Source organism: Actinospineispora acaciae DSM 45401, from assembly GCF_000620785.1.
Lineage (GTDB): Bacteria > Actinomycetota > Actinomycetes > Mycobacteriales > Pseudonocardiaceae > Pseudonocardia > Pseudonocardia acaciae.
The window spans coordinates 647,550-671,899 of record NZ_JIAI01000001.1 but is presented as its reverse complement, the minus strand read 5'-3'; the positions used below and the strand labels follow the sequence as shown (position 1 = coordinate 671,899).

Here is a 24,350-nt window from a genome sequence, read left to right as displayed (position 1 = left end):
GTGTCCGCTCGGGGGAGTGTTGATGGGCCAGTGCTAGTGAGTTGATCAGCGGGAGCTGGCGGTCGGCCGCGCTCCCGCCCAGCGGCCGCCATGTCCCGTTGGGGCGCGCTAGATGTGCAGTTCGGTGCCGTCGTCGAGGACGGTGGCGCCGGCGGCGGCGAGCTGTTCGCGCGGCGTGGAGCCGGCGTCGAGCAGCGGGTTGGTGTTGTTGAGGTGGGTGTACACCCAGCGCGGGCCTGGGCGTTCGCGGATCCGGGCCAGGCTGCCGGCGGGGCCGTCGACGGGCAGGTGACCCATCGGCGTGCTCGCCCCCGGGCCGGGCGCGGCCGCGCGGCCGGCCGCCCCTGGCAGCTCGTCGGCGGTCCAGAACGTGCCGTCCAGCAGCACCACGTCGGCGCCGGGGAGCAGGCCGTCCAGCGCGTCCGGCCATTCGGCGAGGCAGGGCGCGTACACCGCGGTGCCGCCGGTCGCCGGGTCGTGGATCCGGTACGCGACGACCCAGCCGCCGACGGGCGCGCTCGCGGCGTACCGGGGGCGCTTGCCGCTGATCACCGCGGCCGTCACCTCGAGGCCGCCGCCGAGCTCGACGGGCGCGTCGACCCCTCGCCAGTCCCACTGTCCGTAGCCGTCGATCACGGTGCGCAGCGGGAAGGCGCCGGCGACCGGGCCGGGCGCCCAGACCCGCAGGCCAGGAGCGCCGCGCAGGATGGCCAGCCCGAGGGTGTGGTCCAGCTCGCCGTCGGTGAGCAGCACGCCCCGGACCGGGGTGTCGCGCGGACCCGGGCCGGGGCGCAGCGCGGGCGTGGCCAGGACCTGGGCTCGCAGGTCGGGGGAGGCGTTGAGCAGGTACCAGTCGGTGCCGTCCGCGCTCACCGCCACCCCGTCCTGGCTGCGCGCCGGCACCCCGGGCTCGCCCGCGCGGGCACACAGCGCGCAGGCGCAGTCCCACTGCGGGAAGCCGCCGCCGGCCGCCGTGCCGAGCAGCACCAGCCTCACCGGGCGGTCACCCGCCTCGGCGTGAGCACCGACGACGATGACGGCGGCGAGGCGAGCACGGCGTCCACCAGCGGCCGGTGCGGCGAACGGGAGCAGATCGGGTCGGACTCGGCGGCGTCGCCGGTGAGCTGGTAGGCCTGGCAGCGGCAGCCGCCGAAGTCGATCTCCTGACGGGGACAGCTCCGGCACGGCTCGCGCATCCACGAGGTGCCCCGGAACGCGGTGAACGTCTCGGACTCGTACCAGATCCGGCGCAGCGGCACCCGCGTGACGTCCTGGCGGGGCAGGTTCGTGATCACCGAGGCGGCCGGGCAGGGCAGCGCGGCGCCGTCCGGGGTGATGGTGAGCTGGCGGCTGGCCCAGCCGTGCATGCACGGTTTCGGGTACGGCTCGTGGTAGTCGGCGGTCACGTACGAGATCACCGGGCGGTCGCCGAACCGTTCCCGGGCCGCCGCCACCACAGCCTCCGCGTCCGCGAGCTGGGCGGGGGTGGGCATCAGCGCCGCCCGGTTGCGCAGGCCCCAGCCGTAGTACTGGGTGTGCGCCAGCTCGACCCGGTCGGCGCCCATCTCGGCGGCCAGCTCGACGATCGCGCCGAGGCGGTCGAGGTTGCCCCGGTGCAGGACCACGTTGACGGTCAGCGCGAGCCCGAGCGAGTCGACCACGGCGGCGGCCGCCAGCTTGCGGCGGTGCGCGCGGATGCCGGCCATCTCGTCGGCGGGGCCGGGCTCGGCGTCCTGCATGGACAGCTGCACGTGGTCGACGCCGGCCTGCGCCAGTTCGCCTGCCCGGCGCTCGTCCAGGCCGACGCCGCTGGTCACCAGGTTGACGTAACAACCCCGCGCACGAGTGTGCCGGACGATCTCGGCCAGGTCGGGGCGCAGCAGTGGCTCCCCGCCGGACAGGTGCACCTGCAGCACGCCCAGGTCGCTGGCCTGGCCGATCACGTCCCGCCACGCCTCGGTGTCCAGCTCGGCGGACCGGGTTACCAGCTCGAGCGGGTTGGAGCAGTAGGCGCACTTCAGCGGGCACCGGTGGGTCAGCTCGGCGAGCAGCCCGAGCGGCGGGTCGGCGGCCATCAGCCAGGCCCCGCGTCGACGATCCCGCGCTCCGCCAGCCGGGACACCAGCTCACCGACCTGGCCCGGATCCACCGACCGGTAGGCGCCGCCCAGGTCGGCCGCGATCTCGTCGACGGTGGCGGTGCCGTCGCAGCGCCGCAGCACCGCCACGGCCGTGTGGTTCGGGAACAGCACGCCCTCCGGGTAGAGCAGCACGTCGGCGCCCCGCACCCGGTCGAAACCGAGCCGTACGCCCCGGCGCAGCCGAGGCCGGGCGCCCTCCATCACAACTGTGACAACCTAGGCCGGACCGTCGCGTAGTCCAGCGCGTCGAGGACCGCCCACAGCACGTCGCACTTGAACGCCAGCGCCGCCACCGCCGCCCGTTGCTGCTCGCGGGTCAGGCAGTGGTCGACGACCAGGTCCAGGGTGGCCGCCCCCTCGGCCGGGGTGATCTCGATGCGGGCGGTGAAGTACTCCAGGCCGTCCGCCGCGATCCACGGGTACTGGGCGCGCATGGCCGCCACCCGCCGGCGCATCAGGCCGGGCGCGAACAGCTCCGTCAGTCCGGCGGCGACGCCCTCCACCCATGGCCGGGTGCGGGCGAAGTTGACGTACGCGTCCACCGCGAACCGAACGCCCGGCAGCAGGTGCCGCTCGTCCAGCACCTCCTCACGGGGGACGCCGACGGCCTCGGCCAGGCGAAGCCAGCGCTGCGCGCCGCCCTCGCCGGCCGAGGCACCGTCGTGATAGCTGATCCTCGACATCCACTGCCGGCGGACCTCGGGTACCGGGCAGGCCGCCAGGATCGCGGCGTCCTTCATGGGAATGCAACGCTGGTAGTACCAGCGGTTGGCGGCCCACAGCTGGACGTCACCCTTGCTCAGCTCACCGTCGTGCAACCGCCGGTGAAACGGGTGCGAGTCCCAGTACCGGCCTTCCAACGCCCGAAGCTCGGCGACGAACTCGGACCTGCTCAGCGCCGCCTCGGGCATGCTCGTCGGGGTCAGCGCTGGCCGGCGTAGGCCGTGACCTCCGGCGGGGTGGCGAACTCGTCGAAGTCCGGGCGGGTCCACTCCGCGCGCTCATCGCGCTCGGTGGCGGTGTCGAGAACTTCGGCCGTTTCGGCGATCGGCATGGTGCCCTCCGTGTCCGGCTGGTTCGTTCCAGCCCGACACTAGTGACCGGTCGCCGTGCGTGCACCCGCATTCACACCATCCCGTGTTGGTTCGCGGGCGAGTCGGGGATGGGCTGGACCACGTCCCAGTGCTCCACCACCAGCCCGTCGCGCAGCCGCAGGATGTCCACGACCGCCACGTCCGGCGGCTGGGACCGGCTGATCCTGCTGTGCACCACCACGTGCTCGGCGTCGGCCACGATGCGCCGGACCTCGCTGTGCGCGTGCATCAGCACCTGGCCGGCGGGGGTGCGGAAGTAGTCGATGAACGCCTGCCGGCCGCTGGTGGTCGCGGGGTCGTGCGGGATCAGCGGGTTGTGCGAGACGAAGTCCTCGTGCAGCAGCTCGAGCGCCGCGTCCAGGTCGTGCACGTCGAAGACGCGGCGCAACAGCTCTTCGACGATCTTCTGGTTCTCCTCGGGAGTGCTCATGTCAGGTGAGACGAATGCCGGCGCGCCGGCGTCACGCGCGGCTAGGGTCGTGGTCGACATGGGCGATCTCTTCGAGGCCAACCGGGCCGCGTTGTTCGGCGTCGCGTACCGGATGCTGGGCACCCGCGCGGACGCCGAGGACGTGCTGCAGGAGGCCTGGCTGCGCTGGCGGCGCGCCGACCCCGACGGGGTGGCGAACCCGCGCGCCTATCTGTTCCGGCTGGTCGCGAACGAGGCGATCGACCAGCTCCGGCGGGCGCGGGCACGCCGCGAGGAGTACGTCGGGCCGTGGCTGCCCGAACCGATACTCGGCGACGCGACCGAACGCACCGAGCTGGCGGAGTCGGCGTCGGTCGGGCTGCTGGTCGTGCTGGAGACGCTCACGCCCGACGAGCGCGTCGTGTTCGTGCTGCACGAGGCGTTCGAGTTCTCGCACGCGGAGATCGCGGCGATGCTCGGGCGGGGGGAGCGCGCGGTCCGCCAGCTCGCCTACCGGGCGCGCCAGCACGTGCGGACGCGGCGGCCACGGCGGGAACCGGCCGACGGCGAGCACCGCGAGCTCACCGAGCGGTTCGTGGCGGCGGCGGTGGACGGCGACATCGACGGGCTGTTGGGGCTGCTGGCGCCCGACGCGGTGCTGCGCGCGGACTCCAACGGCCGGCGCGAGACGCCGCGCGAGCCGATGCACGGGGCCGAGGAGATCGCGCGCTGGTTCCGGTTGGCGGCGCCGTTCTGGCCCGAGCGCCTGGCCGTGCGGGTGTCGGCCGTGAACGGCGGGCCGGGCGCGCTCGTGCTCGGCGGCGACGCCCCGTTCCTGGTCTTCGCGCTGGACGTGGACGAACGCGAGCGGGTCACCGCCGTGTACGCCGTGCTCAGCCCCGAGAAGCTGCCGTGACGGCGCGCCCCGAGAACGGCGGGCGGCCGGTGGTGCTGGACGCGCCGTCCAACCTCGGCCTGCGCCCGCCGCTGGTCGGCGCGGTGCCGGGCTGTTACAAGCTGGCCGGCGCGGTGCGCGACAACGGCCTGGTCGCCCGGATCGGCGCCGAGGACGGCGGCTGCCTGACCCCGCCCCGCTACGACCGCACCGGCTGGCGGCCCGGCGACGGCGTGTTCCACGCGGCCGCCATCGCGTCCTACAGCGCGCGGCTGGCCGACCGGATCACCAGGCAGCGACGCAGCGGCCGGTTCCCGGTGGTGCTCGGCGGCGACTGCGGCATCCTGCTCGGCCCCGCGCTGGCGCTGCGCCGGGCCGGCCGCTACGGGATGGCGTACCTGGACGGCCACTCGGACTTCCGCCACGGCGGCAACTCCCGCCACGTCGGGGCCGCCGGCGGCGAGGCGCTGGCGCTGGTCACCGGGCGCGGCCAGCCCGACCTGACCGGCCTGGAGGGCCTCGCCCCGTACGTCCGCGACGACGACGCCGCGCTGCTCGGGATCCGCCCGGACGACGCGTACGCCGACGAGGTCCGCGCCGCCGGCATCCCCGTCTGGCCGGCCGACGCGATCGCCCCCGACCCGCCCGCCGCCGCGACCGCCGCGCTCGCCCACCTCGAACGCGGCGAGCTGGACGGCTTCTGGGTGCACCTGGACGTCGACATCCTGGACGCCGCCGTGATGCCGGCCGTGGACAGCCCGGAGCCGGGCGGGCTCGACCACCCCCAGCTGCGGGCGCTGCTGGGGCCGCTGGTCGCCTCGCCGAGGTGCGCCGGCATCGACGTCGGCATCTTCGACCCGGACCTCGACCCCGACGGCCGCCTGGCCGCCGAGCTGACCGACACCCTGGTGGCCGTGCTGGCCGGGAGGGACACGGCATGACGATCCCGCTGGTCATCGACACCGACACCGCGCAGGACGACTGCGTCGCGCTGCTGGTCGCCCTGCTCGACCCGCTGGCCGACCTGCGGGCCATCACGATGGTGGCCGGCAACGTGGGCTTCGACCAGCAGGTGCGCAACGCGTTCCTGACCCTGAACGTGGCCGGGCGCCTGGGCGAGGTCCCGGTGCACACCGGCTGCCGGCGTCCGCTGGTCCGGGACTGGGTGAGCGCGGAGAACGTGCACGGCGACGGCGTCGGCGGCATGAGCATGGACATGGCCGGCCACGGCCCGCAGGCCGAACACGGCGTCGACGCGCTGATCCGCCTGGCAGCCGAGCGGCCCGGAGAGCTGTCGATCGTGGCCATCGGGCCGCTGACCAACCTGGCCGCAGCCTCGGTGAAGGACCCGGACTTCGCGCGCAACGTCAAGGCGCTCTACGTCATGGGCGGGTCGAACAACGGGCACGGCAACATCACCGCGGCGGCGGAGTTCAACTTCTACGTCGACCCGGAGGCGGCGAAGGCCGTGTTCCGGGCCGGTTTCGAGATCACCGTGCTGCCGTGGGACCCGGTGACGCTGCGCCACGCGTTGTTCGCCCAGCCCGCCCTGGACGAGCTGGCCGCCCTGGGCACGCCGATCTCGGAGTTCTTCACCCGGGCCTGCGCGGCCACCCTCGAGTTCAACCGGAACGTCGGCATCGACGGCAGCACCCATCCGGACTCGCTCACGGCCGCCGCGCTGCTGCATCCGGAGCTCGTCACCCGGGCCGCCGGGTATCACGTCGACATAGAGACCGCCGGCGAGCTGACCCGAGGCTACTCGGCGATGTCGTGGGGCATACACGGACTCACCGAGAATGCAACGGTTATCGAGGAAATCGATTCCGCTGGCTTTTACCGCTACCTGCGGGACCTCTTAGCAAAGAAGACGACCTGCCGTCTACCAATTCTTCTGCCGGACGGCGCCACAATCGGGTGACATCAGCCGAGCCGAAGCTGAAGGTCCAGCGGTATGTCCAGGTCGAGGACGGGGTCGTCGGTGGAAACGAGGTCGTCCTCGCCGCACGCACGGTGGCCGGCGGCGGCCTGGAACTCGTCGTCACACGGGCTTTCCGTGCCGATCCAGTCATCGGCGGGCGCGAATGCGCCAACGACGACCAGGGCGGAAGCGGCCAGCAGGGCTGACACGTCGGTTCTCGTCATGCGGGTCACTCCCGTTATGCGGCGGGGGAAATTCGGTGCCAATTCTATGGAAATCCGGCGACAAGCAAGATCTCGGTAGGGCAGACCACTCGAACGTGCGCATCCCCGGGTCGCCATCCGGGTGTGGCACCGCTGCAATAGGATGGCGGGCCGGCATTTTCGAGGAGGCGCGGTTGTCGGGGAGCGGCCAGTCACCCCGCCCGACCGGGCGGCGTCCGAAGGCTGCGGACGTCGCCGCCGAGGCGAACGTGTCGATCGCCACCGTGTCGCTGGTGATCAACGGCAAGGCCGGCGGCCGGGTCGCGCCGGCCACCCAGGAGCGGGTGCGGCGGGCGATCGACAGGCTCGGCTACGTCGTGGACTCGGCGGCCCGCAGCCTGGTCACCGGCCGCAGCCACTGCGTCGCGCTGGTCGCCCCGGACGTGGCGAACCCGTTCTACTCGCAGGTCGCCGCCGGGGTGGCCAGCGCGCTGGGGGGCGCGTACCGGCTGCTGCTCGCGGTGGCGGGGCCGGATCGGGACCTGCCGGACCTTGACGAGCTGGTCGCCTTCGGGGTGGACGGCATCCTGATCGGCCTGCCCGGGGTCACGGTCGACCCCGGCGAGCTCGGGCGCCCGGTCGTGCTGCTCGACGAACCCGTCGGGCCGAGCGAGCTGTCCCGGGTCTACTTCGACACCGGACCCAGCGTGCGGGCGCTGGTCGACCGGCTGGTCGCCCTCGGCCACCGCCGGCTGGCCTACCTGGACGCGACCAGGGACGCGCAGACGTTCGCCAGCCGCCGCCGGCAGGTGCTCGACCGGCTCCGGGACACCCAGGGCACCTCGGTGACCAGGGCGCGGGCCGACCTCACGGTGGACGCCGCCAGCGCCGTGGTCGCCGAACGGTGGCCGGCCTGGCGGGCCGACGGGGTCACCGCCATCATCGCCGCGACCGACGTGCTCGCGTACGGGGCGCTCGCCGCATTCGCCGTGCTGGACGTCGCGGTGCCGGACCAGGTGTCCCTGGGCTCGTTCGACGACCTGCCGTTCTCCGCGATCACCTCGCCGCCGCTGACCACCATCCGGCTGTCCGCCTACGACCTGGGCCACACCTCGGCGACGGTGCTGCGCGAGCTGATGGCCGACGCACACCGCGCCCCCACGAAGACCGCGCTGGCCACCACCCTGGTGGAACGCCGCTCGCTCGGCCCGGTCCTTGCCACCCGCAAGTTAAACGCATAACTTACGGGCGTGACTGACCTCGCGGTGCTCGGCGACCTCGTGGAGGACGTCGTGGTGTGGCTGCGCGGCCCGCTGCGCGCCGGCACCGACAACCCGGCGAGCGTGCACCGCACCCGGGGCGGCAGCGCGGCCAACGTGGCCATGTTCGCCGCGCCGCTGGTGTCCACCAGGTTCATCGGCAGGGTCGGCGAGGACCCGCTGGGCTGCGCGCTGGTCGAACGGCTCCGGGCGTCCGGGGTGGACGTCCGGGTGCAGCGCGGCGGGCGGACCGGCAGCATCGTGGTCCTGGTGCACCCGGACGGGGAGCGCACCATGCTGCCCGACCGAGGCGCCAGCGCCGAGCTCGCGCCGGTGCCGGCCGGGTGGCTGGACGGCGTCCGGTACCTGCACGTGCCCGGGTACGCGTTCGCCGCCGAGCCGGCCGCGAGCAGTGCGTACGGGCTGATCAAGTCGGCCTCGTGCGCGGTGACGATGGACGCCTCGTCCACGGCGCTGCTGGACGAGTACGGCCCGGCGCGGTTCCGGGAGCTGGTCGCGGACGTCCGGCCCGCCGTGCTGTTCGCGAACGCCGCGGAGGCCCGGGCGCTGCGGCTCGGCGATCACGAGCCACCGGCCGGCACCCTGTTCGTGATCAAGAACGGCGCCGGGCCGACCACCGTGCGCGGGGCCGGCACGCCGCCGATCCGGGTGCCCGTCCCGACCCGAGGCCGGGCCAGGGACACCACCGGCGCCGGCGACGCCTTCGCGGCCGGCTACCTCGCCTCGGCCGCCGGCGGCGCCGATCCGCGCACCGCCGTCGAGGCCGGCCACCGCCTCGCCGCCCGGGTGCTCGACGCGCCGGGAGCCAGTTTCGCCAGCCCTTCCCTGGAGGCCACATGAGCCACCCCCCGTTCGCGCTGTCCGAGGAGGTCGCCGCCGCCGTGCGCGACGGCGACCCGGTCGTGGCGCTGGAGTCCACGATCTTCTCCACCCTCGGGCTGCCGGCGCCGCACAACGCCGAGGCGCTGCGCCGCTGCACCGGGACGCTGCGCCGGGCCGGGGTGACGCCGGCGGTGGTCGCCGTGCTGGACGGGGTGTGGCGGGTCGGCCTGGAGCCTGGGGAGGAGGAGCGCGTTCTCACCGGCGAGCGCAAGGTCGCCGAGCGTGACCTGGCGGTCGCGGCCGCGCAGCGCTGGCCGGTCGGCGTGACCACCGTCTCGGCCACCGTCGCGCTGGCCGAGCGGGCCGGCATCGCGGTGTTCGCCACCGGCGGCATCGGCGGCGTGCACCGGGGCGCGGCCGGCGACGTCTCCGCGGATTTGGACGCGCTGGCCCACCACCCGGTGATCACGGTGTGCGCCGGCGCCAAGGCGTTCCTGGACCTGCCGCGCACGCTGGAGTACCTGGAGACCGCCGGGGTGCCGGTGCTGGGCTGGCGGCACGACGACTTCCCCGCGTTCTACGTCCGCTCCAGCGGCCTGCCGGTGCCGCACCGGGTGGACACCGCCGCCGAGGTGGCCCGGGTGCTCGCCTACCGGGCCCGGCCGGCGACCGGCGCGCTGCTCACCGTGCCGATCCCGCGCGAGCACGAGCTGGACGCCGCCGAGCTGACGGCGAGCATGGACGCCGCGCTCGCCGCCGCCGACACCGCCGGGGTCAGCGGCGCGGCGGTGACCCCGTACGTGCTGGCCAGGCTGGAGGCGGAGACCGACGGCGCGAGCGTGCCGGCGAACCTCGCGCTGGCCGAGAACAACGGCGCCGTCGCCGCCGAGGTCGCCATCGCCGTCGCCACCATCCGCCGCCAGGCCGACGACCCGTGAGTGGCTAGGGTCGCTATGACGGCCCTGGCCACTCACGGGTTCGCTTACGGGAGCGGCCGCCACCCGGGGCCGTCCCCGTCCCGGCGGACCCGCCCGAACACCACGTCCGCGAAGTGCACGCCGTAGCCGATCGTGTCCGGCCGCTCCAGCTCGGCCACCACACGGCGGCGGGACGCCCCGGACAGGCCGGCGTCGTGGTCGGACGCGGCGCGCCACTGCGGGTGGTCGACCTGGATGGGGGAGTGCAGGGCGTCGCCGAACGCGACCAGGCGCTGTCCGCCCGAGCTGATCACGTACCCGGTGTGCCCGACCGTATGCCCGGGGGTGAACAGCACCCGCACGCCCGGGAAGATCTCCTCCCCGTCCCGCACCGTGCGCACCCGAGGCGCCAGGGCCGCGAGCATCTCCTCGGTGGTGCCGTGCGCGACGATGTGCGAACGCCCCGACCACTCGGGCTCGGCCACCAGGTGGTCCGCCTCGGGGAACACCCCCCGCGGCGCCCAGCCGATGTGATCGACGTGCAGGTGGGTGAAGGCCACCGCCTCGATCCGCTCCGGCGGGCACCCGACCGCGGCCAGCCCGTCCAGCAGCGCGCCGCCCTGGACGGTGCCGCGCGGATCGCCCGGTTCCGGGGGCAGCGAGCCCGGGCCGAACCCCGCGTCGATCAGCATCGCGCGGTCACCGGCCTGAACCAAGAGCCCGCCGATGCTGGCAACCAGGTATCCGGACTCGTCGAGGTACTCCGGGTGGTCCGCCCACACCGCGTCCGAGGTCTCCGGCAACCAGCCGCGCGGCGCCAGCGGGACCACGCCGTCCGGCAGGTAGGTGACCTTCATCTCGCCCAGCGACAGCGAACGCAGGGTCGCGGGCCGGCGCAGCCGTTCATCGGTATCCGTCACGACGCCGACCATAAACTTCGAGCTTGAATGATTCAAGCTGTAAATATGGTCGCTTGATGTTGTTGGTAGCATCGCCAGGTGCCCCCGGAACCCGAAGCCGCCGCCGAGCGCGAGCTGTGCGGCCTGGTGACCGGCCTGTCCCGCCAGATCGCCGACCACGTGCGCGAGCGCGCCGCCACCCTGGGCCTGACCGCGCCCCAGGCCACCGCGCTGCGCGAGCTGGCCGGCCCGATGACCATGCGCGAGCTCGCCGAACGCATGAGCTGCGAGCCGTCCAACGCCACGTTCGTGATCGACCGCCTGGAGAACCAGGGCCTGCTGGAACGCCGCCCGCACCCCACCGACCGCCGCGCCAAGCGCCTGGTCCTGACCGCCAAGGGCACCGCGCTACGCGAACGCCTCCTCGAACTGCTGGTCCAGGAGTCCCCACTGGCCGGCCTCACCCAGCCCGAACAGGACACCCTGCACGAACTGCTCCAACGTGCCGTGATCCGACCCTGAACGCGCCCAAACAGGTCAGCGGCGGGCGGCCATGCGGGCGCGGACCTCGGGGCGGCGCAGCGGGGGCACGGTGGTCGGCGGCTGGCGGCGGGCCGGCAGCTCGCCGAGAAGCCGGGTGGTGATCGCCGCGATCTCCGCGACGGCCGCCTCGAACGGCTCCCGGGTGGCGTCGGACAGCGACTGCACGCCGCTGACCTTCCGCACGTACTGCCGCGCGGCGGCCTCGATCTCCTCGGAGGTGGCCGACGGCTCCAGGCCGCGAAGCGTGGTGATGTTCCTGCACATGCGGCCAGACTAAGGCTTGCCGCCGACAGCGCGAGAACCTTACGATCCCCAGCACGTTAAAGGATTAACTTCCTCGGTACGCCGGCGCGACGCGGCGCGGATTGGTGCCACCATGACCCACTGCGAGTTCGACCACCACACGGCCGAGTTCGCCGCCGACCCGTGGCGGGTGTACCGGGACCTGCGGCAACGCTGCCCGGTCGCGCACTCCACGGCGTACGACGGCGGCTTCTGGGTGCTGTCGGGCTACCGGGACGTGCGCCGCTGCACGCTGGACACCGGGGTGTTCTCCTCCGCTGCGGACGACCTGCTGATCCCGGCGGAGAACCCGGGCCGGCTGCTGCCGGTGCAGGCCGACCCGCCGCTGGCCACCGCCTACCGCAGGGTGATCAACCCGCTGTTCACGGCGTCGGCCGTCGCGGCGATGGAGCCGCACATCCGCCGTTATGTCGACCAGGCGCTGGACGCCTTCGCCGACGAGGCGGAGCTGGTCGCGGATCTCGCGCTGCCGGTGCCGGGCAAGGTCACCATGCGCCTGGTCGGCTGGCCGGAGCAGGACTGGCCGGACGTGGTGCTGCCGATCCGGGCGTTCTCCACCCACCCGGTCGGCTCCCCGGAACGCGACACCGCCGGCGAACAGCTGGCCGCGATCCGGCGCCGCGTCGCCGACGACGTCCGCGGGCGCCGCGCCGGCGAGCCGGGGAACGACCTGGCCGCCCGGCTGGCCGCCGGCACCGTACAGGGACGGCCGCTGACCGACGACGAGGCCGTGGACACCATGATGATGGTGCTCTTCGGCGGGGTGGACACCACGGTGGCCGCGATCGGCAACATGGCGCTGTACCTGGACGAGGACCGCGAGCTGCGCCGGCGGCTGGTCGAGCGGCCCGAGCTGGTCCCGGCCGCCGTCGACGAGCTGCTGCGCTACCAGGCCCCGGTGCAGGGCTTCGCCCGGTTCGTCACCGCCGACACCGAGGTCGGCGGCCAGCGGATCGGCCGGGGCGAGAAGGTGTTCCTGGCCTGGGCGGCGGCGAACCGCGACCCCGAGGTGTTCGACGACCCGGACAGCGTGCGGCTGGACCGGCGGCCGAACCCGCACCTGACCTTCGGCATCGGCCCGCACCGCTGCATCGGCGCCACCCTGGCCAGGGCGGAGCTGCGGATCGTTCTGGAACGGATGCTTGCCCGGATCCCGGACTATCGGGTCGACTGGGGCGCTGTCGAGCCGACGGTGAGCTGTGGCACCACCTTCGGCCGCCAGCGCATCCCGGTGTATCTCACGCGCGACCGGCACCGAGGCGAAGGCAAACAGCGCGCTGAGCGCGCCTGAGCCTCGCCGGCGCGTGAGGCGATATAACAGAGAGGGCGGGTTTCGCGATGACCGAGCCGGAGAAGCTGTCGCTGTCCAGTCGGGTCGGAGCCGAGGTGGAGACGGTCGGGGTGCTGCCGGTGCCCGACGACCAGCGGGTCATGCGGCCGTTCCGGATGTTCGTGGTGTGGCTGATGGCCGCCAGCTCGGCCACCACGCCGCTGATCGGGCAGCTGCTCTTCGACTACGGGCTGAAGAACTTCGTCATCGCGTGCCTGATCGCGTGGCTGATCGCGCTGGTCCCGGCCGGGCTGTTCTCCGAGATGGGCCGGGAGGTGCCGCTGTCCGGGCTGGTGGTGGCGCGGCGGACCTACGGATGGCACGGCGCGTTCGGCTTCTCCGCGCTGTTCACCGTGGTGAACCTGGGCTGGTTCGGGCTGAACACGGCGGTCGGGGCGGTCATCCTGGCCGCGATCACGAACTCGTCACTGCTGCTGTGGAACATCGTGGTCGGCGGCGTGCAGATCGTGCTGGTGCTGTTCGGCATGAAGTGGCTGGAGCGGTTCTACCGGTACACCGCGCTGCTGCTGATCGTCTGCTACGGAGCGCTGTTCATCTACCTCGCGCTGCGCTACGACCTGGTCGCGCCGGCCCAGACCAAGCCGATGAACTGGGGCAGCGCGCTGACCATCATCGTGTCGTTCTCCATCCTGTCCTGGACCTACAAGCTCTCCACGGTGTCGCGGTTCGCGGTGCCGGCCGAGCGGACCGGCGGGCAGCGGCCGTCGTACTTCCTCGCGCCAACGGCGGGGATCATGGTCGCGCTGATCGGGATGGGCGTGGTCGGGCTGTACTCGCAGGCAGCGACGGGGCAGTGGAACGTCGCCCTGCTGGCCCAGAACATCCCCGGCTGGGGGATCGTCGCCGCGGTCGGTGTCGCGGTCGCGGTGCTGCACACGAACGCGATGAACCTCTACCCGGCGATGGTGGACCTGCTGGTCGCGCTGAACACGGTGCGCAAGCCGCGCCGGTGGGAGCAGCCGGTGGCCACCGTGGTGCTCGGCGTGTTCGGGGTGGTGCTGGCGGTGGCCGGCATCCTGGAGAACGCCGAGGCCTTCCTGGAGGCGTGCGGGAACGTGGTCATTCCGTTCACGTTCGTGATGCTGGCGGACTGGGTGTTCGTGCAGCGCCGCCGCACGCCGGCCAGCGAGTTCTTCCGCCCGGCCACGAGCTGGCGGGAGCTGTGGCGGCTCGACGCGGTGGCCGCGTCCGTGGTCGGGGCGCTGATCGGGTTCTTCGGGCAGAGTTTCCTGCCGAGCTTCTGCTACGAGCTGGCGCCGCTGCCGGTGGTCGCCGGCCTGGTGTCCGCCGCGCTGTTCGTGCTGCTGGCGCTGCCCCGCATCCGGGCCGGCGCCGCCGAGGCCACCGCGCCGGCGACGGTGGTCGAATGACGACGGTGGTACCGGTCATCGAGCTGGACCGCGACGCCGCCGCGGTGGCGGCCGAGCTGGACGAGGTGTGCCGGGAGATCGGGTTCTTCCAGGTCGCCGGGCACGGCGTGGACCCCGGGGCGGCGGATGCGGCGTGGCGGGCGGCGCGGGCGTTCTTCGACCTGCCGCTGCCGGCTCGCACGGCGGTGGCGATGCCCGAGCCCGGCTACCCGTTCGGCTACAGCCCGGTGTCCGGCGAGTCGCTGGCCCGCTCGCTGGGCTCCGACACCGCGCCCGCCGACCTCAAGGAGTCGTTCAACGCCGGCCCGCCCGAGCCCCCGGCCGGCGGGTTCACCGAGCCCGACGAGGCCACCGCCTACGCCCCGACACCCTGGCCGGACGCCGACCTGCCCGAGCTGCGCCGCGCCTGGCGCCGCTACTACGACGAGATGCTCGCGCTCGGCGCCAGGCTGATGTCGCTGTCCGCGCTCGCGCTCGCCCTCCCACCGGACTACTTCGCGGACAAGATCGACCGCTCGGCCAGCTCGCTGCGGGCGCTCAACTACCCGGAGCAGGACCGCCCGCCCGAGCCCGGGCAGCTGCGCGCGGGCGCGCACACCGACTACGGCATGCTCACCGTGCTGCGCCAGGACGACGCCCCCGGCGGGCTGCAGGTGCGCGCGCCGGACGGCCGGTGGGTGGACGTGCCCAGCGTGCCCGGCGCGTTCGTGGTGAACATCGGCGACCTGATGGCCCGCTGGACCAACGACAGGTGGCGCTCCACGCTGCACCGGGTGGTGAACCCGCCGCCGCGGCCCGGCCGGCCCACCCGCCGCCAGAGCATGGCGTTCTTCTTCAACGCGAACTGGTCGGCGCGGGTGGAGTGCCTGCCGACCTGCCTGGACGGTGGGTCGCCGAGGTACCCGCCGGTGCTCGCCGGCCCGCACCTGATGGGGAAGTTCCGCGCCACCATGAGCTGACCCACACCGTCTTCGGCGGGTGAGCGCGCCGCCGTCGTGATCGGATGGGGTCATGGACGGCAAGCCAGTCATCGCGCTGATCACCACCGGGGGCACCATCGACTCGCTGGGCGCCTCCCGGCTCGACCTCGTCGACTACCCGGACCGGGGCGAGCGGCTGGAGTCGGGGCGACTGGTCGGCGGGATCCCCGAGCTGGCCGAGCTGGCCGAGGTGCGGGAGGTCGCCTTCCGCCGGCTGCCCAGCCACGCGCTGGTCTCGGCGGACTGGTTCGAGCTGGCGGCGGCGACCACCGGGCTGCTGGACGATCCCGACGTCGACGGCGTGGTCATCACGCACGGCACCAACACGCTGGAGGAGACCGCGTACTTCCTGCACCTGACGGTGCGGTCCCCGAAGCCGGTGGTCGTGGTCGGCGCGATGCGCCCGGCGTCCGCGCTCAGCTCCGACGGCGAGCTGAACCTGCTGCGCGCGGTCCAGGTCGCGGCGTCCGAACGTGCCCGCGAACAGGGCACGCTGGTGGTGCTCAACGACGCGATCTGGTCGGCCCGGGACGTCACCAAGGGCTCCACCATGCGGGTGCAGGCCTTCCACGCGCCCGACCTCGGCCCGCTGGGCTACGTCGACGGCGACGGCCGCACCAGCTTCTACCACCGGCACACCCGCGAGCACGGGGCGTTCGACATCGCCGGGCTGGACGCGCTGCCCCGGGTGGATGTGATCGTGTCCTATGTCGACGCCGACGAGGTGATGATCGACGCGGCGGTGGCGGCGGGTGCTCGCGGCCTGGTCGTCGCCGGCACCGGCGCCGGGCGGCCGACCCCGCCGCAGGTCGACGCGCTCGCGCGGGCGGCCGAACAGGGCGTGGTGATCTGCCTGGGCCAGCGGACCGGCTCCGGCCGGGTGCCGAGCACCGGTTGGCAACGCTCGATCGGCGCAGTGACCACCGACAACCTTCAACCGTGGAAGGCCAAGGTGCTGCTCTCGCTCGCGCTCACCCAGACCAACGACCCGGCCGAGATCCAGTCCCTGTTCGACAGCAGGTAACCGCCGGACACTACTTGCCGAGTAGCGCATCGTGGATGTGATCGTCCAGATCTGCAACGAATGACTCGGCACGCCACTGCCGCAGTTCAAGCCGTGCTTGCCGGATGCGCTGTGCTGGGACGCGGCCGCCTGTGCTGGCCACGATGTCCACGGATTTGTGCAGTAGCTCTGTCGCGGCTCGTGGATCGCCAAGCCGTTGCCGAGCCATCGCTAGGTCTGCGGTGTTGATTCCCAGTTGAATGGTGCTACGTGGGGATTGAAGGCCTCTGATGCAGCGCTCGATATGCTCGCTGGCGGTGCCTGGTCGATCGGTGTGGAGTTGGCAAACTCCCTCAAAGCCGTCCAGGCGGTCGCTGCCGAACTCATCCGTCGGATCGCCCGCGGTATTGCGGTCGATTGTCTTCCTTGCTCGGAGCAGGCCGATATCTGCCTCGCGGTGGCGCCCCGTCCGGGCGGACAGTTCAGCTTGAACAGCCAGTGCTCGCGCCCGAATTCTGATACTGGATCCACTTTCGGCTGCTCTGACGGCTTCTTGGGCGATTCGGCGAGCAGCACTCGGTATGCCGGTTGCGTAGTGGGCCACCATTGCGTGACTGGCGTGTACTGCAGCTAGATGCCACGAGTCGTTGAGCGTGTCTGCTGCTTCGGTGGCTGCCTGATACAACAGGGCCGATGCGCTGTCATCGTGCGTTTCGAACGCAAGCCGACCGGCGAGGACAAACGCGTCGGATGCGAGTATGCACAGGTCACTATGAAGGCTTTTCGGCGTTTCTGTCGCACCGGTGAGACGGCGACAAGACTCCACGACCGGCGCAAGTCGAAGCTGGAGCCTGACGAACGGCTGCGTGCCCACATCTCGGTTGACCTCCGTAACCGCCTGTTGGAGCTCCACGATGACGCCCTGATCCAACTTAGCCGGGCTACGGAGTGCACGAGCTAAGGCCGGTGAAGACTCCGGTCCCAATAATGCTAGTAGGGCGCTCTCTTTCCGGGCGGCACTTTCGACGACCAAATCCCGGAGGCTGCGCAATCGCTCCTCGCTGATGCCAAAATGGTGCAACGCGGAGAGTAGTGCGTCGAAGTCGGAACCGCCTCCGATGGAAGCTTCACCCGTACTCGTTTTGGAATATAGGTGAGCCAAGAGCAACTGATTACGTTCGCTCGGTCTGCCCGTATAGGTTGGACTTTCCCATCGGGCAACACTGCGCTGGATGCTTGCGACCTGTACGTCTGACACTGATGAGATACCGAGATCCCGTGCCGTGTCCCGTATCGCGCGAGCCAGGTCGGCCCAGGACCAACCACGCGCTTCCCGGAGCCGCCGCAAGATGACGGCTCCGGTGTCCTGCTCGCTTCCGCTCATGCTGACTAGTAGCTCGCTCGGCCTGCCCTAGATGGGCACGATCATCCGCGGCTTGCCCTGCCCTGCGGCGTAGTTGAGCGTATACCACGTGCCGCTGCACTGATCGTTATCACGAGGGAATCCTACGATGAACTCGCTGCGGTCAACCATCCAGCGGTTCCTAGCGTGGTAGGCATCCGTGCCAAGTTGTGGTGCGTTCAGCTCCACCACCTCCGTCAGGCGCCTCTGGGTGTCCCAGAACTTGATGGCATGCGACGCCTCCTGAGGCTGAGCGTCCACGGTGCACGGCACAACAACGGCGATCGAGGAACGCGTGTAGGCGGCCAGCCAGCTCAGCGTCAGGGTGTCGATCCCCACCGCTCCGCCGACGTAGAACTGAGAATCCCGGTGGGCGAACGGCGCCAGATACAGACCGAAGAGCTTCTGGAAGTGCTCCGGTGACCGACGGTCTGTGGAGCGCGAGCCGGTGATCGTCACCGTGCGCGCCATCGTGCACCTGACCTCGGCCGATGTCATCGAATGTCATCTCCCGTCATCCCGCTGATCAGGATTGCATTGGGTCGTGAGCATGCACAACGAGGCCCTCCACGTCGAGGACATGATCACTCAGAGTGCGCCGGCCAAGGCATTGTCGCTGGTGCGGGCGCTGCGCACAGCGGCGGTGGCCGCGCCCGGCCGGCCGAGCCCGCGTGACCTGGCAAGCATCCACGCAGAGATGACCCCAGCAGCGGAGCGGCGACGCCATGGCTGAGCCCCCCGTGTCGTCGGAGACGCTGACGTTCGGCCTGTTGCTGGACATGACCGACTACCACGTCCACGCCGTCTACGACCCCGCCGATCCGCTCCCGGTCGCGGCCTGCGGCGTGCACGTCCTCCCCGGGATCTTCATACCTGGTCCCGCCCTGTTGTGCCGCCGGTGTCTTTCGGCCATCCCGGACCCGGGTCACGTCGAGCTTCGCCCGGCATCGGCCGTCCGGCGGCGCGTACTGGCCGCCGACCCGCACGACGATGCGGGGCCTTTCCTCGAACTCTCCCGCTGGTATCTCGCGCGACAGTACGACCGGCGGATACGCCGCGCGGTGGCGCTGAAGTGGAGTCACCATGGCTGACAAGACCAGCTACGTCCGGCTCATCGTGTCGCGCGGTGCTGGCTTCGCCAGGCTGCTCCTGGAATCGTTCCTGCTCGAACGCGCAGTGCGCCCGCCAGACTCATCCGTGCATGTGGCACCGGTGCGCGAGCGTGGCGCTTCGGACGATCGAAGCGCCACGCTCGGAGTGCGCCGGTCAGCCCCGGAATCGAGGCCGGGCAGAGTGCCGGCGACGGCCGGGGGATGCGCGGCAGTAGTCGCTGAGATCTGCGCTCGACACGCGGCAGAGCCTGATGGCTAGGCGGGCTACCCGTCGTCGTCAGCGGCCGAACCGTCCCCCTCGGGCTTGATGCCGAAGCGGCGGCAGGCGCCCTCGAAGGAGCGGCGCACCGCGACCACCGCGGGGTGGCGGGCGCTGCCGCGCCGGGTGGTGGCGACCAGCCGGCGGTGCGCCGCGCCGGGCAGCTCGACCATCGGGACGCGGGGTGGCTTGCCCCGCCACACCAGGTCCGGCAGCACCCCGACGGCCTGGTCGGCGAGCACCAGCTCGATGTGCGCGAGCATGTCCTCGGTCTGGAAGGCGACGTCGGGCTCGAAGCCCGCCTCCCGGCAGCGGGTGATCGTCCACCGCCACGGCGGGCTGCCCGGCGGCTCCAGCACCCACCGCCGGTCGGCCAGGTCGGCCAGGCTGGTCAGGCGGGTGCCGTCCATGCTGGGCGGCAGCGCCACCCGCATCCGGTCGGCGCCGAGGTCGACCCGGTCCACGCCGGCCGTCCTCGGCACCGGCTGGCCGGGGTACTCCTCGACGATCACCAGGTCACAGTCGCCGACCGTGAGCGACTCCAGCGCCCGCTCCGGCTCGAGCTGCACGACGTCGATCCGCAGGCCGGGCGCCTTCTCCCGCAGGTCCGCGAGCACGGCGGGGACCAGCGTGAGCATGACCGTCTGGAAGCACGCCACCCGCACGGTGGCCTGGATCGCCGTCAGCGACGCGGCGACCTCGGCCTCCGCGCTCTCCAGCTGGTCGAGCACCGCGTCGGTGTGCCTGACCAGGATCAGGGCCTGCGGGGTCAGCCGAACCCCGCGCCCCACCCGTTCCAGCAGCTGAACGCCCACCTCCCGTTCGAGCAACGAGAGGTGCTGGGACACCGCGGACGCGCTGTAGCCGAGGGTTCCCGCCGCCGCGGCGATCGTGCCCCGACGGTGCAGCTCGCGGAGAAGACGCAGCCGATGAACGTCGAGCACCTGACCTCCATCCCGCAATAGCTAAGCCGAACTTAAGTATTGCCATTACTATCACGCGCTTTTTTCGTAGCATATGCGCCGCCATCCTTGGCGCATGACAAGGAGCAGCCACGCCGCAAGCTGGCTACGGCCGCGGGCCAGTAGCTGGCGCTGCGACCCCGCCCCTTCCGGCGCGACCGAATTTCACCAGAGCCTGCCGGGCTACCGACCAACGGCCTTGGTCGAGAGCCCCGCGCTGGCCTCCGAGCTGGGGATCGGCCGGCTGTTCGTCAAGGACGAGTCGAGCCGGCTGGGGCTGCCCGCGTTCAAGGCGCTCGGCGCGTCGTGGGCGATCCACCAGGCGATCAGCGCGCGGGTGCTCGGCCCGGGAGCCACCGGCCCCGGGTCGCTCGAAGGCCTGCGAGAGCTGGCATCCCGCGCGGGGGAGCTCCGGTTGGTGACCGCGACCGACGGCAACCACGGCCGGGCCGTCGCCCGGTTCGCGCGGCTGCTCGGCCTCCCGTCGGAGGTCTACCTGCCCGAGGTCATCGCGCGGACACACCCGGCTTCGGTGGAGGCGATCCGGGCCGAGGGAGCACGGGTGGTCATCGTGGCCGAGGACTACGACGCGACGGTCGCGACGGCGGCGCGGGCGGCGGCGGGCTCGCCCGAGGCGGAGCTGGTCCAGGACACCGGGTGGCCCGGCTACGAGACGATCCCGGCGACGATCGTGGCCGGCTACTCGACGCTGTTCCGGGAGATCGACGACCAGCTCCGGGCGGCCGGTGTGACCACGGCGGACGCGGTCGTGGTGCCGGTCGGGGTCGGCTCGCTGGCCCAGGCAGCGGTCACGCACTACCGGGGCGGCGAGGCCCCCGAAGGCACCGTCCTGGTCAGCGTCGAACCGGATGTGGCGGCGTGCGCGCTGGCCAGCCTGCGCAACGGGACGCTCACCACCATCCCGACCGCCGCGACGACGATGGCCGGGCTGAACTGCGGCACGCCGTCCTCGCTGGCCTGGCCGCACCTGCGCGACGGTCTGGACTGCGCGGTCGCGGTCAGCGACGACCAGGCCGACACCGCGTCCCGCGACCTTCGCGCCCAGGGCGTCGACTCCGGACCCTGCGGCGCGGCCAGCCTGGCCGGACTCCGCGCGGTCCTGGACGGGTTCGGCAACGATCTCGGCCTCGGGGCGGAGTCACACGTCGTGCTGCTCAGCACCGAGGGTCGGTGAACCAGGTCGCGCGCTGAAGCTCGCCCACCGCGCGCAGGAAGCTGTCCGGGGGCGTGCTGTCCGGGTCGATGAGCCGGTGCAGCCGGAAGCCGTCCTCCAGCGCGAGCAGCAGCGCGCTGGCCCATTCCGGGTCGTCGACGGCGCCGGTGCCTTGGATGATCTCCGCGATCAGCTCGCGGCGGGCGCGCAGCCGCTTGGCCAGCTCCGGGCGCCGTTCCTCGGCCCGGGCGGCGTAGAGGATCAGCTCGATGTGCAGCAGCGGTGAACGACCGAGCGGGTCCTGCTGGCCCCGGTCCACCGCACGCAGCGCCGCGATGAAGTCGGCCGGGTCGCGGTGGCGGGCCAGCAGCTCGAGGTTGCGGCGCACCGACCGGTCGACGTGGTCCTCCAGCATGGCGATGATCAGGTCGTCCTTGCCGGCGAAGTTGGAATAGAAGGCGCCTCGGGTGAAGCCGGCGGCCGCCGCGATCGTCTCGATGCTCGCCGCGCCGATGCCCCTGCGCTCGAACACCTCGGCCGCCGCCTCGAACAACCGCTCGCGCGTCTGCTCACGGGTGGGACGGGTGCGCTCCCTTGACATGCGCGTCAGGATACAAGACTGTATCCACTCGATACACTTTTGCATCGAGTTGCGGAGGGCACCGCCATGACCGGGACGAGCCTTGCCGAGCGGTTCTTCATCGACGCCATGTCGCCGCGGTTCCGGGAGGACCCCTACCCGCACTACGACGGGTACCGGGGCGACGATCCGCTGCTGCGGGCGGACGAGACGGTCTGGCTGTGCCTGAGCCACGCCGAGGTCACCGCGCTGACCCGGCACCCGAAGCTGTCCTCGAACGAGGCCAGGGCCACCACGGAACAGGGCCAGCCGGAGCGGGACGAGAGCCTGAGCCTGCTGTTCATGGACCCGCCCGACCACACCCGGCTGCGGGCACTGGTGTCGCGGGCGTTCACCCCGAAGCGCACCGCCGACCTGCGCCCGGCCATCACCGCGATCGTCGCCGAGCTGCTCGAGCCGATCGCCGGGCGCACCGTGGACCTGGTCCAGGCCTTCGCCTACCCGCTGCCGGTGCGGGTCATCTGCGCCCTGCTCGGCGTGCCGGCCGGCGACCAGGCGATGTTCACCGAGTGGTCACGTATGCTCGCCCGCTCGCTGGACCCCTCGGTCCTCGGGTCCGCCGAGCTGGACGCCGCGATCGCCGAGGCCAGGCGCGGCATGCGCGGCTACCTCGGCGAGCTGCTCGCGTTCCGAACCGAACACCCCGCCGACGACCTGCTCTCCGCGTTGCTCGCGGTGCGCGACGCCGGTGACCGGATCTCCCGCGACGAGGTACTGGAGCTGGCGCTGCTGCTCCTGGTCGCCGGGCACGAGACGACCGTCAACCTGATCGGGAACGGCGTGCTGGCGCTGCTGCGCCACCCCGACCAGCTCGACCTGCTGTGCCGGCGACCCGACCTGGTGCCCAACGCCGTCGACGAGCTGCTGCGCTTCGACGCGCCGGTCCAGATGGCCCAGCGCATCGCCACCGAGGACCTCGACCTGGCCGGCCGGCGGGTCCGGGCCGGCGACGAGATCATGCTGGTGCTCGGGGCGGCGAACCGGGATCCGGCCGCGTTCGCCGAGCCGGGACGGCTGGACGTCACCCGGGACGCGCGCCGCCACGTGTCCTTCGGCGGCGGCATCCACTACTGCCTGGGCGCCTCGCTGGCCCGCCTGGAGGCAGGGCTGGCGTTCTCCGCGCTGCTCGGCACGTTCGAGCTGGAGCTGGCCGGCGCGCCGGCCTGGCGCCCGACGTTCACCCTGCGCGGCCTGGCGGCGCTGCCGGTGCGCTCGACGAGGTGCGCGCGGTGACCTGGCGGACGCCCCTGGCGAAGCCCTCGGTGGTGAAACAGATCGGCTCGGCGAACTCCTCCATGGTCAGCGCGTGCTCCCAGGGCAGCTCGGCGGCGGCGCGCAGCAGCGGCTTGGCCATCGGCAGCGCGTGCGGGGGCAGCTCGGCGATCCGGTCGCACCAGCGCAGCGCGGTGTCGAGCAGCTCGTCGGCCGGTACCACCTCGTTGACAAGGCCGAGCTCCAGCGCCCGGTCCGCGTCGATGTGCTCGCCGCCGACGTAGTACGCGAACGCCCGCCGGTAGCCCAGCGCGTGGGTCAGCGCCCAGCTGGTACCGACCTCGGGCACCAGCCCGAGCTTGCCGAACGCCGGCACCAGCACCGCGCCGCGCGCGGCGATGGCGAGGTCGCAGCTCAACGCGAACGCGAGCCCGACACCGGCGGCCGGGCCGTTGAGGGCGGCGATGAACGCGGTGTCGCCGCGCGCGATGAGCCGGGCCATGGCGCCGAACTGGTAGCGGATCCACCGCCACGGCAGCGTGGCGCCCTCCCGGTCGTCCGGGTCGCGCAGCCGCTCGGTGGCCTCGGCCATCATCCGCAGGTCGCCGCCGGCGCTGAACGCCCGGCCCGACCCGGTCAGCACCACCGACCGCACCGCCGGGTCGCGCACCAGGTCCTCGGCGGCGGCCAGCAGCTGGACCATGAGCGGGCCGCTGAGGACGTTGAGCTTGTCCGGGTCGGCCAGGCGCAGCACGGCGTGGTCGCCGTCGCGCTCCACGTCGACCAGGCGGGTCGTCGTCTCGTGGGCGGACGCGAGCACGTCCTGGTAGGACATCTCCATCAGGCTCCTTCCGGTGATCTCAAGGCCTGCCAGGCACCGTCGGCGAGCGCCCGTTCGGCGCGGGCCGGGGCGACCCGGGTGCGGCCGGCCAGGCGCAGCCGGCAGTACTCCAGCGCCGGGCCGAGCCAGAGCGCGTAGGCGAGGTCCAGGTCCAGCTCGCGCAGTGCCCCGTAGCGGACGTGCGGGCGCCACCAGGCGAGCACCGAGGCGAAGAACTCGCGGTTCAGCTCGGCCAGCCGCTCGGCGCCGGCGGCGCGCGCGGCGTCGCCGTGGAACAGCAGGAAGCGGGCGCGCTCGGGGTGGCGGCGCAGGCACCAGCGCAGGTGCTCGCGCACGGCGGCGCGGACGCCGGCGCGCGCGTCGTCCGGGTGGCGGCGCAGCGCGGCGAGGAAGCTCACCTGGTAGTCGGCCATCGCCTCGGTGAACACGGCGCCGGCCAGGCCGTCCTTGCCGCCGAAGTGGTGGTAGACGCTGCCCACGCTGGCCCCGGACCTGGCGCACACCTGCTCGATGCCGGCGCCCGCGACGCCGTGCTCCAGGAAGCAGGCCAGTGCCGCGTCCAGGATCGCCGTGCGCCTCTCGGTCATTAGAAAAGTATTCTAGTAGAGACGAACGATC

General features: G+C 72.5%; 30 protein-coding genes. 15 read left to right on the top strand and 15 right to left on the bottom strand.

Annotated features, from left to right (window positions below):
- Positions 1 to 108: 108 nt before the first annotated feature.
- The 6 genes from pqqB to N912_RS0103360 all read right to left on the bottom strand — a co-directional run bounded on the left by pqqB (position 109) and on the right by N912_RS0103360 (position 3,664).
- Entirely contained in the window at positions 109 to 996 is an 888-nt protein-coding gene (gene pqqB / locus N912_RS0103385) for a pyrroloquinoline quinone biosynthesis protein PqqB (protein ID WP_028921320.1), read from the bottom strand.
- Positions 993 to 2,075 carry a pyrroloquinoline quinone biosynthesis protein PqqE gene (gene pqqE / locus N912_RS0103380; RefSeq protein ID WP_028921319.1) on the bottom strand — a complete coding sequence of 361 codons (1,083 nt, stop codon included), beginning with the start codon at positions 2,073 to 2,075 and terminating at the stop codon, positions 993 to 995. Before pqqE ends, pqqB begins: the two co-directional genes overlap by 4 nt.
- A complete protein-coding gene (gene pqqD, locus N912_RS0103375; RefSeq protein WP_037062728.1) occupies positions 2,075 to 2,341 on the bottom strand; it encodes a pyrroloquinoline quinone biosynthesis peptide chaperone PqqD in 267 nt (88 codons plus the stop codon). Before pqqD ends, pqqE begins: the two co-directional genes overlap by 1 nt.
- Positions 2,341 to 3,051 carry a pyrroloquinoline-quinone synthase PqqC gene (gene pqqC, locus N912_RS0103370; protein WP_028921317.1) on the bottom strand — a complete coding sequence of 237 codons (711 nt, stop codon included), beginning with the start codon at positions 3,049 to 3,051 and terminating at the stop codon, positions 2,341 to 2,343. The genes pqqD and pqqC overlap by 1 nt, the downstream gene beginning before the upstream one ends.
- An 11-nt stretch (positions 3,052 to 3,062) precedes the next feature.
- Positions 3,063 to 3,194, bottom strand: a complete 132-nt coding sequence (gene pqqA / locus N912_RS66750; protein ID WP_156993134.1) for a pyrroloquinoline quinone precursor peptide PqqA — start codon at positions 3,192 to 3,194, stop codon at positions 3,063 to 3,065.
- A gap of 71 nt (positions 3,195 to 3,265) precedes the next feature.
- Complete coding sequence (locus N912_RS0103360) at positions 3,266 to 3,664, bottom strand: nuclear transport factor 2 family protein (protein WP_028921316.1); 399 nt, start codon at positions 3,662 to 3,664, stop codon at positions 3,266 to 3,268.
- 58 nt (positions 3,665 to 3,722) lie between these two features.
- Here N912_RS0103360 and sigJ point away from each other — a divergent pair, with 58 nt between their 5' ends.
- From sigJ to N912_RS0103345, 3 genes are read left to right on the top strand one after another with little or no spacing between them, the layout of a single operon-like run.
- The gene (gene sigJ, locus N912_RS0103355) at positions 3,723 to 4,559 is read left to right on the top strand and encodes an RNA polymerase sigma factor SigJ (RefSeq protein WP_037063386.1); all 837 of its coding nucleotides are present in this window, start codon (positions 3,723 to 3,725) and stop codon (positions 4,557 to 4,559) included.
- Complete coding sequence (locus tag N912_RS0103350; RefSeq protein WP_037062727.1) at positions 4,556 to 5,479, top strand: arginase family protein; 924 nt, start codon at positions 4,556 to 4,558, stop codon at positions 5,477 to 5,479. Before sigJ ends, N912_RS0103350 begins: the two co-directional genes overlap by 4 nt.
- The gene (locus tag N912_RS0103345) at positions 5,476 to 6,459 is read left to right on the top strand and encodes a nucleoside hydrolase (RefSeq protein ID WP_028921313.1); all 984 of its coding nucleotides are present in this window, start codon (positions 5,476 to 5,478) and stop codon (positions 6,457 to 6,459) included. The genes N912_RS0103350 and N912_RS0103345 overlap by 4 nt, the downstream gene beginning before the upstream one ends.
- Positions 6,460 to 6,461: 2 nt before the next feature.
- Here N912_RS0103345 and N912_RS63220 read toward each other — a convergent pair whose 3' ends face one another.
- Positions 6,462 to 6,668: a hypothetical protein gene (locus N912_RS63220; protein ID WP_156993132.1), complete on the bottom strand. Its 207-nt coding sequence runs from the start codon at positions 6,666 to 6,668 to the stop codon at positions 6,462 to 6,464.
- A 188-nt stretch (positions 6,669 to 6,856) separates the two neighbouring features.
- Here N912_RS63220 and N912_RS49200 point away from each other — a divergent pair, with 188 nt between their 5' ends.
- Genes N912_RS49200 through N912_RS0103325 form a run of 3 tightly spaced genes read left to right on the top strand, consistent with a single transcriptional unit; the run spans position 6,857 to position 9,702 of the window.
- Entirely contained in the window at positions 6,857 to 7,903 is a 1,047-nt protein-coding gene (locus N912_RS49200) for a LacI family DNA-binding transcriptional regulator (RefSeq protein ID WP_064745142.1), read from the top strand.
- Between the two features lie 9 nt (positions 7,904 to 7,912).
- Entirely contained in the window at positions 7,913 to 8,782 is an 870-nt protein-coding gene (locus tag N912_RS0103330) for a carbohydrate kinase family protein (RefSeq protein ID WP_028921311.1), read from the top strand.
- Positions 8,779 to 9,702 carry a pseudouridine-5'-phosphate glycosidase gene (locus N912_RS0103325; RefSeq protein WP_028921310.1) on the top strand — a complete coding sequence of 308 codons (924 nt, stop codon included), beginning with the start codon at positions 8,779 to 8,781 and terminating at the stop codon, positions 9,700 to 9,702. The genes N912_RS0103330 and N912_RS0103325 overlap by 4 nt, the downstream gene beginning before the upstream one ends.
- Before the next feature lie 44 nt (positions 9,703 to 9,746).
- Here N912_RS0103325 and N912_RS0103320 read toward each other — a convergent pair whose 3' ends face one another.
- Positions 9,747 to 10,601 (bottom strand): MBL fold metallo-hydrolase, encoded by an 855-nt coding sequence (locus N912_RS0103320; protein ID WP_245645168.1) that lies wholly within the window; start codon positions 10,599 to 10,601, stop codon positions 9,747 to 9,749.
- A 78-nt stretch (positions 10,602 to 10,679) separates the two neighbouring features.
- Between N912_RS0103320 and N912_RS0103315 the strand changes: the two genes are divergently transcribed.
- Complete coding sequence (locus N912_RS0103315; protein ID WP_028921308.1) at positions 10,680 to 11,102, top strand: MarR family winged helix-turn-helix transcriptional regulator; 423 nt, start codon at positions 10,680 to 10,682, stop codon at positions 11,100 to 11,102.
- A gap of 15 nt (positions 11,103 to 11,117) precedes the next feature.
- Here N912_RS0103315 and N912_RS0103310 read toward each other — a convergent pair whose 3' ends face one another.
- Complete coding sequence (locus N912_RS0103310) at positions 11,118 to 11,387, bottom strand: DUF2277 domain-containing protein (protein WP_028921307.1); 270 nt, start codon at positions 11,385 to 11,387, stop codon at positions 11,118 to 11,120.
- 112 nt (positions 11,388 to 11,499) lie between these two features.
- Between N912_RS0103310 and N912_RS49195 the strand changes: the two genes are divergently transcribed.
- The 4 genes from N912_RS49195 to N912_RS0103290 are packed head-to-tail and all read left to right on the top strand — an operon-like array spanning position 11,500 to position 16,151.
- The gene (locus tag N912_RS49195) at positions 11,500 to 12,717 is read left to right on the top strand and encodes a cytochrome P450 (protein WP_051579527.1); all 1,218 of its coding nucleotides are present in this window, start codon (positions 11,500 to 11,502) and stop codon (positions 12,715 to 12,717) included.
- 47 nt (positions 12,718 to 12,764) lie between these two features.
- The gene (locus tag N912_RS49190; protein WP_051579525.1) at positions 12,765 to 14,147 is read left to right on the top strand and encodes a purine-cytosine permease family protein; all 1,383 of its coding nucleotides are present in this window, start codon (positions 12,765 to 12,767) and stop codon (positions 14,145 to 14,147) included.
- Positions 14,144 to 15,106, top strand: coding sequence for an isopenicillin N synthase family dioxygenase (locus tag N912_RS0103295; protein ID WP_037062724.1), 963 nt, complete (start codon positions 14,144 to 14,146; stop codon positions 15,104 to 15,106). Before N912_RS49190 ends, N912_RS0103295 begins: the two co-directional genes overlap by 4 nt.
- A gap of 52 nt (positions 15,107 to 15,158) precedes the next feature.
- A complete protein-coding gene (locus tag N912_RS0103290; protein WP_028921305.1) occupies positions 15,159 to 16,151 on the top strand; it encodes an asparaginase in 993 nt (330 codons plus the stop codon).
- A gap of 10 nt (positions 16,152 to 16,161) precedes the next feature.
- Here N912_RS0103290 and N912_RS63215 read toward each other — a convergent pair whose 3' ends face one another.
- Together N912_RS63215 and N912_RS0103280 are read right to left on the bottom strand one after the other, a co-directional pair.
- Entirely contained in the window at positions 16,162 to 17,514 is a 1,353-nt protein-coding gene (locus tag N912_RS63215) for an NsdA family TPR-like regulatory protein (protein WP_483826442.1), read from the bottom strand.
- A 27-nt stretch (positions 17,515 to 17,541) separates the two neighbouring features.
- Entirely contained in the window at positions 17,542 to 18,003 is a 462-nt protein-coding gene (locus N912_RS0103280) for a DNA-processing protein DprA (protein WP_028921303.1), read from the bottom strand.
- Between the two features lie 73 nt (positions 18,004 to 18,076).
- Between N912_RS0103280 and N912_RS0103275 the strand changes: the two genes are divergently transcribed.
- Complete coding sequence (locus N912_RS0103275; RefSeq protein WP_028921302.1) at positions 18,077 to 18,265, top strand: hypothetical protein; 189 nt, start codon at positions 18,077 to 18,079, stop codon at positions 18,263 to 18,265.
- A complete protein-coding gene (locus N912_RS0103270) occupies positions 18,258 to 18,623 on the top strand; it encodes a hypothetical protein (RefSeq protein ID WP_028921301.1) in 366 nt (121 codons plus the stop codon). Before N912_RS0103275 ends, N912_RS0103270 begins: the two co-directional genes overlap by 8 nt.
- Before the next feature lie 285 nt (positions 18,624 to 18,908).
- Here the strand turns inward: N912_RS0103270 and N912_RS49180 are convergent, their stop codons facing one another.
- Entirely contained in the window at positions 18,909 to 19,847 is a 939-nt protein-coding gene (locus N912_RS49180) for a LysR family transcriptional regulator (protein ID WP_064745141.1), read from the bottom strand.
- A gap of 193 nt (positions 19,848 to 20,040) precedes the next feature.
- Here N912_RS49180 and N912_RS0103260 point away from each other — a divergent pair, with 193 nt between their 5' ends.
- On the top strand, positions 20,041 to 21,060 hold the full coding sequence (locus N912_RS0103260) for a pyridoxal-phosphate dependent enzyme (protein ID WP_425415287.1): 1,020 nt from the start codon (positions 20,041 to 20,043) through the stop codon (positions 21,058 to 21,060).
- On the opposite strand, the gene N912_RS0103255 is transcribed toward N912_RS0103260, so the two are convergent.
- Positions 21,041 to 21,640: a TetR/AcrR family transcriptional regulator gene (locus N912_RS0103255; RefSeq protein ID WP_028921299.1), complete on the bottom strand. Its 600-nt coding sequence runs from the start codon at positions 21,638 to 21,640 to the stop codon at positions 21,041 to 21,043. The genes N912_RS0103260 and N912_RS0103255 overlap by 20 nt on opposite strands.
- A 66-nt stretch (positions 21,641 to 21,706) precedes the next feature.
- On the opposite strand from N912_RS0103255, the gene N912_RS0103250 reads away from it, so the two are divergent.
- Positions 21,707 to 22,912 carry a cytochrome P450 gene (locus N912_RS0103250; protein WP_028921298.1) on the top strand — a complete coding sequence of 402 codons (1,206 nt, stop codon included), beginning with the start codon at positions 21,707 to 21,709 and terminating at the stop codon, positions 22,910 to 22,912.
- On the opposite strand, the gene N912_RS49175 is transcribed toward N912_RS0103250, so the two are convergent.
- Positions 22,857 to 23,732 (bottom strand): enoyl-CoA hydratase/isomerase family protein, encoded by an 876-nt coding sequence (locus tag N912_RS49175; RefSeq protein ID WP_051579524.1) that lies wholly within the window; start codon positions 23,730 to 23,732, stop codon positions 22,857 to 22,859. The genes N912_RS0103250 and N912_RS49175 overlap by 56 nt on opposite strands.
- Positions 23,732 to 24,319: a TetR/AcrR family transcriptional regulator gene (locus N912_RS0103240; protein WP_028921297.1), complete on the bottom strand. Its 588-nt coding sequence runs from the start codon at positions 24,317 to 24,319 to the stop codon at positions 23,732 to 23,734. The genes N912_RS49175 and N912_RS0103240 overlap by 1 nt, the downstream gene beginning before the upstream one ends.
- Between the last annotated feature and the right edge of the window lie 31 nt (positions 24,320 to 24,350).

Bases quoted from the DNA above. Each gene is read 5' to 3' on its own strand.
- pqqE (WP_028921319.1), bottom strand. From the start codon at position 2,075: ATGGCCGCCGACCCGCCGCTCGGGCTGCTCGCCGAGCTGACCCACCGG.
- pqqD (WP_037062728.1), bottom strand. From the start codon at position 2,341: ATGGAGGGCGCCCGGCCTCGGCTGCGCCGGGGCGTACGGCTCGGTTTC.
- pqqC (WP_028921317.1), bottom strand. From the start codon at position 3,051: ATGCCCGAGGCGGCGCTGAGCAGGTCCGAGTTCGTCGCCGAGCTTCGG.
- pqqA (WP_156993134.1), bottom strand. From the start codon at position 3,194: ATGCCGATCGCCGAAACGGCCGAAGTTCTCGACACCGCCACCGAGCGC.
- N912_RS0103360 (WP_028921316.1), bottom strand. From the start codon at position 3,664: ATGAGCACTCCCGAGGAGAACCAGAAGATCGTCGAAGAGCTGTTGCGC.
- sigJ (WP_037063386.1), top strand. From the start codon at position 3,723: ATGGGCGATCTCTTCGAGGCCAACCGGGCCGCGTTGTTCGGCGTCGCG.
- N912_RS0103345 (WP_028921313.1), top strand. From the start codon at position 5,476: ATGACGATCCCGCTGGTCATCGACACCGACACCGCGCAGGACGACTGC.
- N912_RS0103325 (WP_028921310.1), top strand. From the start codon at position 8,779: ATGAGCCACCCCCCGTTCGCGCTGTCCGAGGAGGTCGCCGCCGCCGTG.
- N912_RS0103310 (WP_028921307.1), bottom strand. From the start codon at position 11,387: ATGTGCAGGAACATCACCACGCTTCGCGGCCTGGAGCCGTCGGCCACC.
- N912_RS49195 (WP_051579527.1), top strand. From the start codon at position 11,500: ATGACCCACTGCGAGTTCGACCACCACACGGCCGAGTTCGCCGCCGAC.
- N912_RS49190 (WP_051579525.1), top strand. From the start codon at position 12,765: ATGACCGAGCCGGAGAAGCTGTCGCTGTCCAGTCGGGTCGGAGCCGAG.
- N912_RS0103295 (WP_037062724.1), top strand. From the start codon at position 14,144: ATGACGACGGTGGTACCGGTCATCGAGCTGGACCGCGACGCCGCCGCG.
- N912_RS0103290 (WP_028921305.1), top strand. From the start codon at position 15,159: ATGGACGGCAAGCCAGTCATCGCGCTGATCACCACCGGGGGCACCATC.
- N912_RS63215 (WP_483826442.1), bottom strand. From the start codon at position 17,514: ATGAGCGGAAGCGAGCAGGACACCGGAGCCGTCATCTTGCGGCGGCTC.
- N912_RS0103280 (WP_028921303.1), bottom strand. From the start codon at position 18,003: ATGGCGCGCACGGTGACGATCACCGGCTCGCGCTCCACAGACCGTCGG.
- N912_RS0103270 (WP_028921301.1), top strand. From the start codon at position 18,258: ATGGCTGAGCCCCCCGTGTCGTCGGAGACGCTGACGTTCGGCCTGTTG.
- N912_RS0103255 (WP_028921299.1), bottom strand. From the start codon at position 21,640: ATGTCAAGGGAGCGCACCCGTCCCACCCGTGAGCAGACGCGCGAGCGG.
- N912_RS0103250 (WP_028921298.1), top strand. From the start codon at position 21,707: ATGACCGGGACGAGCCTTGCCGAGCGGTTCTTCATCGACGCCATGTCG.
- N912_RS49175 (WP_051579524.1), bottom strand. From the start codon at position 23,732: ATGGAGATGTCCTACCAGGACGTGCTCGCGTCCGCCCACGAGACGACG.
- N912_RS0103240 (WP_028921297.1), bottom strand. From the start codon at position 24,319: ATGACCGAGAGGCGCACGGCGATCCTGGACGCGGCACTGGCCTGCTTC.